General features: G+C 75.8%; 15 protein-coding genes. 9 read left to right on the plus strand and 6 right to left on the minus strand.

All coding sequences use genetic code 11. From position 1 onward, the window contains the following. Nucleotides 1-7 precede the first annotated feature (7 nt). Nucleotides 8-355, plus strand: a complete 348-nt coding sequence (locus NP075_RS17245) for a nucleotide pyrophosphohydrolase (protein ID WP_227565937.1) — start codon at nt 8-10, stop codon at nt 353-355. A gap of 91 nt (nt 356-446) precedes the next feature. Here the strand turns inward: NP075_RS17245 and NP075_RS17250 are convergent, their stop codons facing one another. Both NP075_RS17250 and NP075_RS17255 read right to left on the minus strand, forming a co-directional pair. Further along, the gene (locus NP075_RS17250) at nt 447-3035 is read right to left on the minus strand and encodes an ABC transporter permease (protein WP_227565938.1); all 2589 of its coding nucleotides are present in this window, start codon (nt 3033-3035) and stop codon (nt 447-449) included. Then, nucleotides 3035-3817 (minus strand): ABC transporter ATP-binding protein, encoded by a 783-nt coding sequence (locus NP075_RS17255; RefSeq protein WP_227565939.1) that lies wholly within the window; start codon nt 3815-3817, stop codon nt 3035-3037. Before NP075_RS17255 ends, NP075_RS17250 begins: the two co-directional genes overlap by 1 nt. A 274-nt stretch (nt 3818-4091) precedes the next feature. Between NP075_RS17255 and NP075_RS17260 the strand changes: the two genes are divergently transcribed. From NP075_RS17260 to galE, 4 genes are all read left to right on the plus strand, one after another. Next, a complete protein-coding gene (locus NP075_RS17260; RefSeq protein WP_255630554.1) occupies nt 4092-4220 on the plus strand; it encodes a hypothetical protein in 129 nt (42 codons plus the stop codon). 38 nt (nt 4221-4258) lie between these two features. Continuing rightward, a complete protein-coding gene (locus NP075_RS17265; protein WP_227565941.1) occupies nt 4259-4876 on the plus strand; it encodes an L-threonylcarbamoyladenylate synthase in 618 nt (205 codons plus the stop codon). 13 nt (nt 4877-4889) lie between these two features. Beyond that, nucleotides 4890-5654, plus strand: coding sequence for a uracil-DNA glycosylase (locus tag NP075_RS17270; RefSeq protein WP_372456744.1), 765 nt, complete (start codon nt 4890-4892; stop codon nt 5652-5654). Nucleotides 5655-5715: 61 nt separating this feature from the next. Beyond that, nucleotides 5716-6702 (plus strand): UDP-glucose 4-epimerase GalE, encoded by a 987-nt coding sequence (gene galE, locus NP075_RS17275; RefSeq protein ID WP_227565943.1) that lies wholly within the window; start codon nt 5716-5718, stop codon nt 6700-6702. Here galE and NP075_RS17280 read toward each other — a convergent pair. After that, nucleotides 6686-7537, minus strand: coding sequence for a hypothetical protein (locus tag NP075_RS17280; protein ID WP_227565944.1), 852 nt, complete (start codon nt 7535-7537; stop codon nt 6686-6688). The genes galE and NP075_RS17280 overlap by 17 nt on opposite strands. A 152-nt stretch (nt 7538-7689) precedes the next feature. Between NP075_RS17280 and NP075_RS17285 the strand changes: the two genes are divergently transcribed. From NP075_RS17285 to NP075_RS17300, 4 genes are read left to right on the plus strand one after another with little or no spacing between them, the layout of a single operon-like run. Next, on the plus strand, nt 7690-8964 hold the full coding sequence (locus NP075_RS17285) for a glycosyltransferase family 39 protein (RefSeq protein WP_227565946.1): 1275 nt from the start codon (nt 7690-7692) through the stop codon (nt 8962-8964). After that, nucleotides 8961-9722, plus strand: coding sequence for a glycosyltransferase family 2 protein (locus NP075_RS17290; protein WP_227565948.1), 762 nt, complete (start codon nt 8961-8963; stop codon nt 9720-9722). Before NP075_RS17285 ends, NP075_RS17290 begins: the two co-directional genes overlap by 4 nt. Continuing rightward, the gene (locus NP075_RS17295; RefSeq protein ID WP_227565949.1) at nt 9671-10573 is read left to right on the plus strand and encodes a carbohydrate deacetylase; all 903 of its coding nucleotides are present in this window, start codon (nt 9671-9673) and stop codon (nt 10571-10573) included. The genes NP075_RS17290 and NP075_RS17295 overlap by 52 nt, the downstream gene beginning before the upstream one ends. Beyond that, on the plus strand, nt 10570-11241 hold the full coding sequence (locus NP075_RS17300; protein WP_227565950.1) for a class I SAM-dependent methyltransferase: 672 nt from the start codon (nt 10570-10572) through the stop codon (nt 11239-11241). Before NP075_RS17295 ends, NP075_RS17300 begins: the two co-directional genes overlap by 4 nt. Nucleotides 11242-11253: 12 nt before the next feature. Here the strand turns inward: NP075_RS17300 and NP075_RS17305 are convergent, their stop codons facing one another. The 3 genes from NP075_RS17305 to NP075_RS17315 all read right to left on the minus strand — a co-directional run bounded on the left by NP075_RS17305 (nt 11254) and on the right by NP075_RS17315 (nt 13812). After that, a complete protein-coding gene (locus NP075_RS17305; protein ID WP_227565952.1) occupies nt 11254-12141 on the minus strand; it encodes a CPBP family intramembrane glutamic endopeptidase in 888 nt (295 codons plus the stop codon). A 130-nt stretch (nt 12142-12271) separates the two neighbouring features. Then, nucleotides 12272-12922 carry an NAD(P)H-binding protein gene (locus NP075_RS17310; RefSeq protein ID WP_227565954.1) on the minus strand — a complete coding sequence of 217 codons (651 nt, stop codon included), beginning with the start codon at nt 12920-12922 and terminating at the stop codon, nt 12272-12274. Continuing rightward, a complete protein-coding gene (locus NP075_RS17315; protein ID WP_284439901.1) occupies nt 12922-13812 on the minus strand; it encodes an SDR family oxidoreductase in 891 nt (296 codons plus the stop codon). Before NP075_RS17315 ends, NP075_RS17310 begins: the two co-directional genes overlap by 1 nt. Nucleotides 13813-13897 lie beyond the last annotated feature (85 nt).

Raw genomic sequence — 13897 nt, forward strand, 5'->3', positions numbered from 1 at the left:
TGGGCGCGTGACGGAGATCGCGGAGCTGACGGCGGCGGTGCGGGAGTTCTCGCGGGAGCGGGACTGGGAGCAGTTCCAGGACCCGAAGTCGCTGGTCCTCGCGCTGGTGGGCGAGGTCGGGGAGCTGGCCGAGCTGTTCCAGTGGGTCCCGGCGGACGAGGCGGTCGACCGGTTCGCCGTGCCCGACCGGCGCGCGCGGGCGGGCGAGGAGATGGCCGACGTGCTGGTCTACCTGGTCCGGCTGGCCGACGTGCTGGGCGTCGACCTGGGTGCGGCCGCCCGCGCGAAGCTCGCGGACTCCCACCGCCGCTTCCCGTCCGCGGACGTCCGCGGCGTCGCCCCCCACAAGCCCTGACCCACCCGCCGAGCGCGGTACTCGACCGCCGAGCGCGGGACATACGAGTACCGCGCTCGGCGGCGGAGTACCGCGCTCGGCGGGGTGGGGGTCAGTCCGGGGTGGCGATGGCGTCGAGGACGCGCAGGCGGGCGGCGCGGGCGCCGGGCCACACCGCGGCCAGGACGCCGACGACCACCGCCAGCGCGAGCATGAGCCCGAGCCCGCCCCACGGGACGACGAGCTGGTCCAGCCCTTCCTCGGCGTACACGCGCGGCAGCACGGACGCGAGTCCGACCCCGAGGGCGAGGCCGACGACGGTGCCGAACACGGCCGTCAGCACGGACTCGACGGTCACCACCCCGGCGACCTGCAGCCGCCCCAGGCCCACCGCGCGCAGCAGCCCGATCTCCCGGGTGCGCTCGATGACCGACAGCGCGAGGGTGTTGACGATGCCGAGCACCGCGATCACCAGCGAGAGGCCCAGCAGCGCGTACAGGATCACCAGGACCTGGTCGACCTGTCCGGCCATCTGGTCGACGAACTCGTCGCGGTCCTGCACGGACACGACCACGTACGGCGCGACGGCGTCGGCCACCGCGGCCCGCAGCTCGTCGACCGTGACGCCCGCGCCCGCGTCGACGAACACCGTGTCCGTCGACTGCGCGGCACCGGGCGCCAGCTCGTCGAGCACGGCCGGCGTGACGAGCACCGCCCCGCCGAGCACCCGCGTGTCGATGACCGCGGCGACCGTGAACGTCCGCGTGCCCGCGGCGGTGGCGGCCGTGACCTCGTCGCCGACGTCCCAGCCCTCGCCGATGACGCGCTGGTTGACGACGACGTGCGTGTCGTCCAGGTCGTCGACGTCGCCCGCGACCACGTCCACGACGACGGAGCCGCCGAGGACGCCGGGCCCGACGGCGGCGATCACGCCCATGTCCTCGGGCGCCGGGGCGACCCCGGGCTCGGGGGACGTGCCACCGATGGTGAACGCCAGCGCGTCGGCGCGGCCGACCTCGGGCAGCGCCATGACGTCGTCGACGGCGCCCTCGGGCACGACGTTCGTGACCGACCGCAGCACGAGGTCCGCGTTCGTCGTGCTCTCCACGACGCGCGAGAGCGACGCCTGCCCCGTCGCCGCGATGACGGACACCGCACCGACCAGCGTCATGCCGATGACCAGCGCACCGGCGGTGCTGGCCGTGCGGCGCGGGTTGCGCACGACGTTGCCGCGCGCGAGCCGGCCGAGCGGCGGCAGCCACCGCACGAACGGCACGGCGAGCACCCGCAGCACCGAGCGCGCCAGCGCCGGGGCCGCGACCAGCACGCCGGCGACCGTGACGGCGGCGCCCAGTCCCAGCAGCGGCTCGGCCCCCGTCGCGTCGGGCCACAGGGCCGCGACCCCGACCGCGAGCGCGCCGAGGGCGACCACGGCGCCGCCGAGCACGCCGCGCAGGCGCAGCGAGCGCTCCGGCACGGACACGTCCCCGCGCATCGCCTCGACCGGGGCGACCAGCGCCGCGCGGCGGCCGGGCACGGCGGCGGCGACCATCGACACGACGGTCCCGAGGACGAGGCACAGCACGACGGTCGACGTCTCGAGCGGGATGTCCCCGACGAGGTCCATGCCGACCTGCTCCAGGCCGACGCGCAGGACGCTGACCAGCCCCAGCCCGCCGGCCACGCCGAGCGCGGAGCCCACGAGCCCCACGACGGCCGCCTGGCCGACGACGACGCCGAACACCTGCGCGGGCGACGCGCCCACGGCCCGCAGCAGCGCGAACTCCCGGACCCGCTGACGCACGGACATGGCGAACGTGTTGGTGATGAGGTACCCGCCGACGAACAGCGAGATGGCCGCGAAGATCAGCAGGAACGCGGTGACGAAGCCCAGCATCTCGTCGATGTCGGACGTCAGGGAGTCGCGCAAGGACTGGCCGGTGACGGCCTCGGCGCCGTCGGCACCGGTGAGCGTCCCGTCGGCCAGCGCGGCACCCACGGTGGCGGCGAGCGCCTCCTCGTCGACGTCCCCCGGCCCGTACACCGCGATGGTCGACACCGTGCCCTCGGGCGCGTAGGTCGCCAGCGCCACGTCCACGGGGAGGAAGACGAGGGTCGCGCCGGCCATCGGGCCGCCGCCGTCGACCTCGCCGACGACCGTGACCTCGTGCACCTCGCCGGCCAGCACGACCCGCGTGCCGTCCCCGATCGCCAGCCCGGACGACGCGAGCGTGGCGGACTCGACCGCGATCTCGTCGGCGGCGGTCGGTGCGCGCCCGTCCAGCAGGGACAGCCCGGGGTCGCGCTCGTCGAACGCCAGCCCGAACGACGGCGCCTGCGTGGACTGCACGGCCGTGCCGTCGGCGCCGACGAGCACGATCTGGCCCGTGACGTCGGCGATCGCGACGTCCACGCCGTCGACCGCGGACAGCTCGTCGGCCAGCTCGTACGGGACGCCCGTGCGCTGCTCGCCGACCATGAGGCCGCCGCCCATCGAGGTGCCTCCGGGCACCGTCTCGTCACCCTGCACGTACACGTCGGCAGGGGCGCTCGCGTCGATGATCCCGTGGAACGTGCCGGACAGCATGGTGCGCAGCGAGAACGTCCCGGTGACGAAGGCGACGCCGAGCGCGACCGCGAGCACCGACAGGGCGAAGCGCACCGCGTGGGCGCGCACGCCGCGCAGCGTGACGCGGAGCATCAGCGCACCTCGACGGGGGCCGCGGACGGGCGGCGCGTGAGCGCGGCGAGCCGCTCCAGCACGGTGTCCGGCGTGGGGTCCGCGAGCTCGTCGACGATGCGGCCGTCGGCGAGGAACAGCACACGGTCGGCGTAGGACGCGGCCGTGGGGTCGTGCGTCACCATCACGACGGACTGCCCCAGGTCGTCGACGCTGCGCCGCAGGAACGACAGCACCTCGTGCGCGGACGTCGAGTCGAGGTTGCCGGTCGGCTCGTCGGCGAACACCACCGCCGGCCGCGTGACGAGCGCCCGCGCGCACGCGACGCGCTGCTGCTGCCCACCCGACAGCTCGCCGGGCTTGTGGTGCAGCCGGTCCGCCAGGCCCACGGCCTGCACGACCGCGTCCAGGTGGTCGCGGTCGACGGGACGGCGGGCGATGTCGAACGGCAGCGTGATGTTCTCCAGCGCCGTGAGCGTGGGCACCAGGTTGAACGCCTGGAAGACGAAGCCGATGCGGTCGCGCCGCAGCCGGGTCAGGTGCCGCTCGGACATCGCCGAGACCTCCTGGCCGTCGACGACGACGGTCCCCGACGTCGGACGGTCGAGCCCCGCCAGGCAGTGCATGAGGGTCGACTTGCCCGACCCCGAGGGGCCCATGGTGGCGGTCAGGCGGCCGCGCTGGATGTCGAGGTCGACGCCCGCGAGCGCGTGCACGGCGGTCGGGCCGGACCCGTAGGTACGGACGAGGCCCCGGGCGGTGGCGATCGGGGCGTCGGCCGGGCTGCTGTCGGTGGTGGTCACAGGACGATCGTCCTCCAGTGACGGACGCCGGGGGACCCGGGCCCGACCCGGAACCGACCCTGATCCGCCGGCACACGTCTCTCAGGGGACACCCCGAGGACGTACGTCCTGGTCACGGCGTCGCACACGCTCCGGCGGCCCGTCCCGGGGGGCCGCGTCCCAGGGGCAGACCGGGGTCGGACGCAGGGTCGTCCCCGATGTGCGGGACACGCCGTCACGCGCACGCTGGTCCCGACGCCGCCACGTGGGCGGCTCCGAGCCGGAGGTCCGCACCATGTCCGCACGTCTGCGCCACGTCGGTTCCGTCGCGGGGGCCGTGGTCCTCGGCGCGGGGCTCGCGCTCGCGGCGCAGCCGGCCCTGCTCACCGGCCTGACGGGACGGCTGCTGGGCGCGGCCGGGTAGGCGGGCGCACCGCCCGACGGCCTCCTACGCTGAGACGCATGGCCCGGTACCTCGACGTGCACCCCACCGACCCGCAGCCGCGCTCGATCGCGCAGGTCGTCGCGATGCTGCGGGACGACGCCGTCATCGCGTACCCCACGGACTCGATGTACGCCCTGGGCACGCGCATGGACAACCACGACGGCGCCGAGCGCATCCGCCGCATCCGGCACCTCGACGACCGCCACCACTTCACGCTGGTGTGCTGCGACTTCGCCCAGCTCGGGCAGCTCGTGCACCTCGACAACAGCGCGTTCCGCGCGATCAAGGCGGCGACCCCGGGGCCGTACACGTTCATCCTGCCCGCGACGCCGGAGGTCCCGCGCCGGCTCGCGCACGCCAAGAAGCGGTCCGTCGGGGTGCGCATCCCCGACGACCCGGTGGCCGGCGCGATCCTGCGCGAGCTGGGCGAGCCCCTGCTGTCGTCGTCGCTGCTGATGCCCGGCCACGACTGGCCCATGACCGAGGGCTGGCAGATCAAGGAGGAGCTGGACGACGTGCTCGACGCGGTGGTCGACGCGGGCGACCGCGGCACCGAGCCGACGACGGTCGTCGACTGGACGTCCGGCGCCCCCGAGGTCGTCCGCGAGGGCGCGGGCGACGCGTCGCGGTTCTGAGGCGGGGCTCGTCGTGACGCCCGACGGCGCACCCGACGGTGGCGTGCCGACGTCGCCGGCGGACGTGGTCGCCGCGGCGGCGTCCGCGGGGGACCTCGCGGCGCTCGAGCGCGTGTCGACGACGTGCCGCGCCTGCCCCCGGCTCGTCGCGTGGCGCGAGGCCGTCGCGGCGGACCCGCCCGCCCGGTACCGCGGGCAGACGTACTGGGCGCGGCCCGTCCCCGGCTTCGGGGACCCGCGGGCGCGCGTCGTGGTCGTCGGCCTGGCACCGGCCGCGCAGGGCGCCAACCGCACCGGCCGCATGTTCACCGGCGACCGGTCCGGGGACTTCCTGTTCGCGGCCATGCACCGGGTCGGCATGGCGTCGCAGCCCACGTCGACGTCCGCGGACGACGGCCTGACCCTGCACGACGCGCGCGTGACCGCCCCCGTGCGGTGCGCTCCCCCGGCCAACGCACCGACACCCGCCGAGCGCCGGACCTGCGGCCCGTGGCTCGCGCGGGAGCTCGAGCTCGTGGCGCCGCGGGTCGCGGTCGTCCTCGGCGGCTTCGGCTGGCAGGCGCTGCTCACGACGCTCGCCGAGCAGGGCTGGTCCGTGCCGCGGCCGCGTCCCGTGTTCGGGCACGGCGTCGAGGTGACGCTGCGCCACGGCGCCGAGCCGCGTGAGCTCACGCTGCTCGGGTGCTACCACGTGAGCCAGCAGAACACCTTCACGGGGCGCCTGACCCCCGCGATGCTGGACGCCGTGCTCCGGCGGGCGCGCGACTTCATCCCCTGACACGACCGTTGTCCTCCTGGAGGAGGACTCGCCGGCCATGCCCCGCCCCTACTCTCGCCTCGTGAGCGTGCTGGTGACAGGCGGTGCGGGCTACATCGGCGGGCACGTGGTCGATGCGCTGCTCGGTGCCGGGCGACACGTCGTGGTGGTCGACGACCTGTCCACAGGGCGGGCGGACCGGGTGCCGGGGGTGCCGCTGGTGCAGACCGACCTGGCCTCCCCCGACGCGGTGCCCGTCCTCGTCGCGGCGGTCGAGCGCTGGGGCGTCACGGCCGTCGTGCACCTGGCCGGGCGCAAGAAGGTCGCCGAGTCCGTGGCACGGCCGACGTGGTACCGCTCCCAGAACGTGGGCGGGACCGCGCACGTGCTCGCGGCCATGACGGCCACGGGCGTCGCGCACCTGGTGTTCTCGTCGTCCGCCGCCGTGTACGGCTCCCCCGACGTCGCCTCCGTCGACGAGGACGTGCTGCCCGACCCCGTCAGCCCGTACGGGTCCACGAAGCTGCAGGCGGAGGCGCTCGTCGCGGCCGGTGCGGCGCAGGGGATCCGCTCGTTCGCGCTGCGCTACTTCAACGTCGCGGGTGCGGCGTCGTGGCGCCTGCGGGACGACGAGGAGGCCAACCTCGTGACGACGGTGCTGGGGCGGCTCGCGCGCGGGGAGCCGCCGCAGATCAACGGCACCGACTACCCCACGCCCGACGGCACGTGCGTCCGCGACCTCGTCGACGTCCGCGACGTCGCCGACGCGCACCTCGCCGCGCTGCGTGCGCTCGAGGTCGCGGCCGGGCCTGCGGCCACCGAGGTGCTCAACCTCGGCACGGGGACGGGGGCGTCGGTCCGCCAGGTCGTCGACCGGCTCTGCGCGCTCGACGGGCGCCCGACCCGGGTCGAGGTGCTGCCGCGACGGGCCGGCGACCCCGCGGTCGTCGTCGCCGCCGTGGGCCGCGCCCGCGACCGGCTCGGCTGGCAGGCCGCGCGGGACCTGGACGACGTGCTGCGCAGCGCGTGGAGGGCGGCACGTGGTGCACCGGTCAGTCCCGGGCGCTGACCTGCTCGGCCTGCGCGAGCGACTCCGGCGCACCGAACCGTGCGACGGTGAGCGCACCGGTGAGCACCAGCGCGAACGCCCCCGCCGCCAGCAGCCCGCGCCCGGGCAGCGCCCGGTCGCCCACCAGCACCCCGAGCAGGGCGCCCACGCACGTCTCCGTGGCCACGGTCGCAGCGGTCACGGCGACGACGGGCGCGCGACGCAGCGCGAGGGCGGTCAGCGCGAGGGCCAGGACGCCGCCGAGCCCGCCCGCCCACAGCGCCGGGTCCAGCAGCAGGCGCACCGGGCGGCTCAGGTCGACGACGTGCGCCGCGAGGGCGAGCAGCGCGTACCCGCAGCCGGCGGCGACGGCGAGGGCGAGGCCCGTGCGCACCGACGGCGGCCGCGCGGCGACGCGCCACGCCACGACGGCCAGCGCCGCGGCCGCGGCCAGCAGCCCGACGCCGACGCCCGCCGGGGTCGTCGTCACGGGCGCCGCGGCCACGCTCAGCGCGAGGCCCACGAGACCCAGACCGAGCGCGGCGAGCCCCCACGCGTCACGCGCGGTGGCCCGCGCACCCAGGACCACGACGGCCAGGACCGCCGCGACCGCCAGGCCCGACGCCCGGCCGGCCTGCACGAGGAACAGCGGCAGGCTGCGCAGCGCCACGAACGACAGCCCGAACCCCAGGGCCACGAGCGCGAGACCCGCGAGGTAGGCGGGCGAGGCGAGCAGCCGGCCGAGGCCTGCACCCAGCCCCGCGTCGCGCGGCAGACGACGCACCGCGACGGCCTGCAGCACCACCGCGGCCCCCGAGCACAGCGCCGCACCGGCGACCGCGAGCAGACCGAGCACCCGTCACCTCCGTACCTGCACGACCCCGGCTCAGGACGATCACCCGGTCGGGCCCCAACCCTCCCCGGCGCCCGTGCGTCTCACCCTATGCTCGCCCTGGCCGCCGCCGGGGGCGTCCGAGCGGGAGGACGGGGGTGCGCGTGCAGTCGGCCATGACGAGGACGGACCAGCCCTCCGGCACGCGGCGGGACGTGTGGCGGTACGCGCTGGCCGTGGCCGGCGCGTTCGCCGGCCTCGTCGTCGCCCTGTCGGCGGTCGTCGCGCTCGCCGCGCGCGAGCACGTGCGCCAGGACCCCGAGCTCCTCGGGCCGTCGTGGATGGACGGGTGGTTCCAGTACGACGCGGGGTGGTACCTCGAGATCGTGCGCGCGGGCTACTCGTACCTGCCCGGGCAGCAGTCGTCCGTCGCGTTCTTCCCCGCCTACCCGCTGACGGTGCGCGGCCTGGGCGACGTCCTCGGGGACCACCAGGTCGCGGGCCACCTGCTGACCGTGCTGTGCGGGCTGGCCGCCGTCGTGCTGTTCGCGCTGTGGGCGCGCCGGCGGCTGCCGCGCCGCACGGCCGTCCTCGCGGTGGCCGTGCTGATGCTGTATCCCTACGCGTTCTTCCTCTACGGCCCCATGTACGCCGACGCGCTGTTCCTGCTCAGCGCCATCGGCGCGTTCGCCCTGCTCGAGCGGCGCTGGTACCTCGCGGCGGGCCTGGTGGGCGCGGTCGCCACGGCCGGACGGCCGGTCGGCGTGGCGGTCGCGGTGGGCCTGGTCGTGCGGACGCTCGAGATCGTCGCGGAGGACCGTCGCGCGGCACGCGCCGAAGGAGGGGACGACGGGCCGGAGGCGCACGACGGGCCGGAGGCGCACGACGTGGCCGTGGCGCGCACGTGGCCCGGGTGGCGCGACGTGGTCGCCGCGGTGCGCGACGTGCGCCCGCGGCACGCCGGGGTCCTCGCGTCGGGGCTCGGGCTGCTCGCCTGGTGCGTCTACCTGTGGGCCGAGTTCGGCAACCCGCTCGCGTTCGTCGAGGTGGAGTCCGCGCCCGGGTGGAACCAGGGCGTCGGCCCGCGCACGTGGTTCAAGGTCGTCTACCTCGGCACGCTGGTGAAGGGGCCGTACGACATCGCGCTGCTGCTGACCCTCCAGGCCCTGGCCTGCCTGTGCGCGGTCCTGCTGATGCGACGCGTGCAGCGGCTGTTCGGGTGGGGGTACGCGGCCTTCGCGGCCGTGGTGCTCCTCATCCCGATCCTGGGCACCAAGGACTTCATGGGTACCGGGCGCTACGTGCTCGTGGCCTTCCCCGTGATGGCCGCCGCGGCCGACTTCCTCGCGACCCGGCAGCGCCGCTGGGCCGTGCCCGTCGCGCTCGTCGTGAGCGGGGTCCTGCTCGTCGTCCTGACGTACCTGTTCGGCAGAGGAGTCGCCGTCTCATGACGTCCACCCGCGGTCCCGGACCGCTCAAGCGCCTGTCGATCTTCTTCCCGATGTGGAACGAGGAGGAGTACATCGAGCGCGCGGTCACGGCGGCGTCCGTGACCTGCCGCGAGCTCGTCGACTCCGGGCAGGTCCTGGAGTACGAGGTGATCGTCGTCGACGACGCGTCGACGGACCGCACACCGCAGCTCGCCGACGCGCTGGCCGCCGCCGACCCGCACGTGCGCGTCGTGCACCACCCGGTCAACCGCAAGCTGGGCGGCTCGATGCGCTCCGGCTTCGAGGCCGCCACCGGCGACGTCGTGCTCTACACCGACGCGGACCTGCCGTTCGAGATGCGCGAGCTCGTGCGGGCGCTGCGGGTGCTGCAGACGTACGAGGTCGACATCGTCAGCGCCTACCGCCTGGACCGCACGGGCGAGGGCCCGCGCCGCGCCGTCTACTCGTTCCTCTACAACGGGCTGGTCCGCACACTGTTCGGCACCCGGGTGCGGGACGTGAACTTCGCGTTCAAGCTCGTCCGGCGGGAGGTGCTCGACCACGTCGCCCTGCGCAGCGAGGGGTCGTTCATCGACGCCGAGCTGCTGGTGCGCGCGCAGAAGGCCGGCTTCCAGGTGCTGCAGATCGGTGTCGACTACTTCCCGCGGACCCGCGGGGTGTCGACCCTGTCGTCCTGGGGGGTGATCCGCACGATGGTCGCGGAGATGTGGACCCTGCGTCGCGAGCTGCGGACCCTGCCGCCGCGGCCGACGTCGTGACGCGTCTGCTCGTCGTCACCGCCGACGACCTCGGGCTCACCGCCGGCGTCAACGAGGCGGTGCGCCGCGGCCACGTCGACGGCGTCGTCACGGCCACGTCGCTGCTGGCCGTGGGCACGGCGTTCGACGACGCCGCCCGCGTCCTGCGCGACCACCCGACCCTCGAGGTCGGTGCGCACCTGGCGCTCGTCGGCGAGGACCCCCCGCTGCTGTCCGCACGCGAGGTCCCGACGCTGGTCGACCGCGACGGCCGGTTCCCCCTGGGCTACCGCACGGTCGTCGCGCGCGGTCTCGCGGGACGCATCGACCCCGACGACGTGCGGCGCGAGCTGACCGCGCAGCTCGAGCGCGTGCGGGGCGTCGGGCTGCCCGTCACGCACGTCGACACCCACCAGCACACGCACCTGTGGCCCGTCGTGGGGCGCGTCGTCACCGAGCTCGCGCTCGCGGCGGGCGTCCCGGCCGTCCGCCTGCCGCGCAGCCGCGCGGTCGGGGTGGCCGGCGTGGGCGTCGGCGTCCTGGGCCGCGGCCTGCGCCGACGCCTCGAGCGCGCGGGCCTGGCGACGACCGACGACTACGCGGGCCTCGACGAGGCCGGTGCGATGGACGAGGACCGTCTGGTGGCGACCCTGCAGGCGGCCGCCGCGCGCGGCGCCCGCACCCTGGAGGTCAACGCCCACCCCGGCGTCGCCGACGACCCGCACACCGCGCGCTTCGCCTGGGGCTACCGGTGGGCGGACGAGCTGGCGGCGCTCACGTCGGCCCGCACCCGCGCGACCGTCGAGGCGTGCGGCTACCGCCTGACGGGCTTCGCAGGGCTGGGCGCCGCGGACGCGGGAGGACGTCGGTGACCGGGCGACGCCCCGACGCCGCCGGCCGGCGCGCGCTCGCGCTGTACCGCGACGCCCCGTGGCAGGAGCGCGCCCATGTGCACGTGCGGTGGTGGAGCGCCCCGTTCCGGCGGCTCGTGACGCTGCTGCCCGAGGCCGGGCCGGTGCTGGAGATCGGCTGCGGGCACGGGCTGTTCAGCGCCTACGCGGCGTTGTCCGGCGAGCGGCGGCACGTCGTCGGGGTGGACATCGACGCGGACAAGATCGCGGCGGGCGCGGTGGCCGCCGCACGGGTGCCCAACCTCGAGCTGACGGTCGCGCCCGACGGCGCGGTCCCCGCCGGGCCGTGGGCGGCGGTGGTCGTCGTCGACGTGCTGTACCTGCTGCCCGCCGACGCCCAGCGCGCCCTCCTGGCGGCCGCCGCGGCGCAGGTGGCCCCGGGCGGACGTCTGGTCGTCAAGGAGATGGGTGCGTCCCCGGCGTGGAAGGTCCGCTGGAACCGCTGGCAGGAGACGCTGTCGGTACGCGTCCTGCGCATCACGGAGGGGTCGGCGACCTTCACGTTCGTCGACCCCTCCGTCATGGCCGGCTGGCTGCGCGAGGACGGGCTGACCGTGACCGCCACGCGGCTCGACGCCGGGCGCGTGCACCCGCACCACGTGCTGGTGGCCGAACGGGCGCCGGCCTGACCGTCGGCCCCGTCAGCCGAGCAGCAGCACGGCGATGCCGAACCCGTTGGCCAGCACGTGCAGCAGCACGACGAGCCACGCGTTGCGGTACCGGCTCCACAGGCAGGCCGCCACCAGCCCGAAACCGAGGCCCTGCACGACGATCGCCCCCGACACCTCGACGAGGGCACCCCCGTGCTGCCGGGACCCGACGTGCATCAGCGCGAACGCGAGCGTCGCGACGGTGATGCCGCCCCAGCGGCCCAGCAGCGCCTCCAGCCGCGTCTGCAGCCACACCCGGAAGAACAGCTCCTCCCCCACGCCGGCCGTGACCGCCGTGGCCACCGCCGCCGTGACCAGGAGGTCGACCGGGACCTCGCCGTAGTCCGGCTCCTGCACCCACGGAGCGGCCCGGGCGACAGCCGTCCACACGCCGACGACGACGAGCGGGGCCCACCACCGCCACGCGGCGCGGGGCCACCCGGTCCGCAGCCCCCGGGTCGCGAGCACGACGCCCCCCGGCACGGCGACCAGCAGCACGATCTTGACGAGGTGGTAGTCGGCCGAGGCCGCCACCCCGGTCGCCGCCACCACCAGCGGGAAGGCCGCCGCGCACGCGAGCAGGAGCATCACCGCGAGCAGCACCCGGCGCCGGTCGGCCACGCGCGGCGCGAGCACCGGGGCACGCCGGGGCAGCGCCCACGTGAGGGCCAGCGCCAGCACGGTGGGTCCGAGGACCACGAGGTACGGCACGGTCGGCGCGCCCGGGTCGGCCGAGGCCCGCAGCCCGTCGGGGGCGGCCGCGAGCACGGTGGCCAGGGCGGCGGCCGCGACCACCGCGCCGGTCACCGCCAGCGCGGTGCCGGTGCGCGGGAACGGCACGCCCGTGCCGGGCGTGGTGGTGGTGGTCGCCGCCGTCATGGCGCCGACGCTAGGCATCGCCCCGGGGATGCCGCCTCCTCCGGACGACGGAACCGCGGGTCACCGCCTCGTCAGGACGACGGAGGCGCGGGCAGCGGCGGCCGGCTCACCCCCGCGCCCCGCGCGCACCTCACGCCGTGGCGACGGCCTCCGCGACCGGGGTGTCCCCGGAGACGAGCTCCCACTGCCGGCCGATGCTCGTGTCCGTGACGAGCGCCGCCGCCACGACCTCCGCGACGTCGGCACGCGGCACCGTGCCGCGCTCGACGTGCTCGGCCAGCCGGACCCGCCCGGTGCCGGGCTCGTCGGTCAGGCCGCCGGGGCGCAGGATCGTCCAGTCCAGGCCGGAGTCGCGCAACGCCTCGTCGGCGTCCCGCTTGGCGACGACGTACGCGGCCCACACGGCACGCATGTCGTCCGTGATCGGCTCGTCGACGCCGATCGCGGAGATCTGCACGAACCGCCGGACGCCCGCCAGCCGCGCGCCGTCCTGCGACTTCAGCGAGCCCTCCAGGTCGACGGCGCGCTTGCGGTCCGCGCGGCCGTCGGCGCCGGCACCGGCCGCGAAGACCACGGCGTCGGCACCCGTCAGGACGGCCGCGAAGTCGTCCGCGTCGGACGCCTCGATGTCCAGCAGCGCCGGCTGGGTGCCGAGCGCCGCCAGCTCGTCGGCGTGCTCGGGCTTGCGGACCAGCGGCACGACGACGTCGCCGCGGGCGACCAGCAGCGGCGCGAGGAGCCGCGCGATCTTGCCGTGGCCGCCCACGACGACGACGCGCATCAGGAGCGCCCGCCGGTCACCAGGATCCGGTCGCCGGTCACGTACGACGACTCCTGCGACGCCAGGAACACGTAGGCGGGCGCGAGCTCGGCCGGCTGGCCCGCGCGGCCCAGCGGCGTGTCGGAGCCGAAGCTCTCGACCTTCTCGGAGTTCATCGTCGCCGGGATCAGCGGGGTCCAGATCGGCCCCGGGCAGACCGCGTTCACGCGGATGCCGTCCTCGGCGAGCTGCTGGGCGAGGCCCTTCGAGAAGTTGTAGATCGCGGCCTTGGTCGACGCGTAGTCCAGCAGCGGCGGGCTGGGGTCGAACGCCTGGATCGAGGAGGTGTTGATGATCGACGCGCCGCTGGTCAGGTGCGGCAGCGCCGCCTGCGTGATCCAGAACATCGCGTAGATGTTGGTCTTCAGCACGCGGTCGAGCTGCTCGGTCGTGATGTCGGCCAGCCCGCCGGTCTGCGCCATCTGGTACGCGGCGTTGTTGACGAGGACGTCCAGCCCGCCGAGCTCCTGGACGACGCGGTCGGGCAGCGAGCGCGCGAGCGCCTCGTCGCGGATGTCGCCGGGCAGGAGCAGGCCGCGGCGGCCCGCCTTCTCGATCCAGTCGAGCGTCACGCGCGCGTCCTCCTCCTCCTCGGGGAGGTAGGAGATCGCGACGTCGGCGCCCTCGCGGGCGAACGCGATGGCGACGGCGCGGCCGATGCCGGAGTCACCGCCGGTGATGAGCGCGCGGCGGCCCTCGAGCCGCCCGGAGCCCCGGTACGACTCCTCGCCGTGGTCGGGCTCCTGGCGCATGTCCTCGGTGCGCCCCGGGTGCTCGATCTGCTCCGCGGTCTGCGACTCCGGGTCGGGGTGCTGGGTGGTCGGGTCCTGGGGTGTCGTCTGGTCAGCCATCACCCCATGGTGGTCGGAAGCCGGCCGCCCGGCATCCGGAGACGGCGGGTGGAACCGGGACGGCGCCGGCCACCGCCCCGTGCGG

Origin of the sequence: Cellulomonas wangsupingiae (genome assembly GCF_024508275.1) — a bacterium.
Lineage (GTDB): Bacteria > Actinomycetota > Actinomycetes > Actinomycetales > Cellulomonadaceae > Cellulomonas > Cellulomonas wangsupingiae.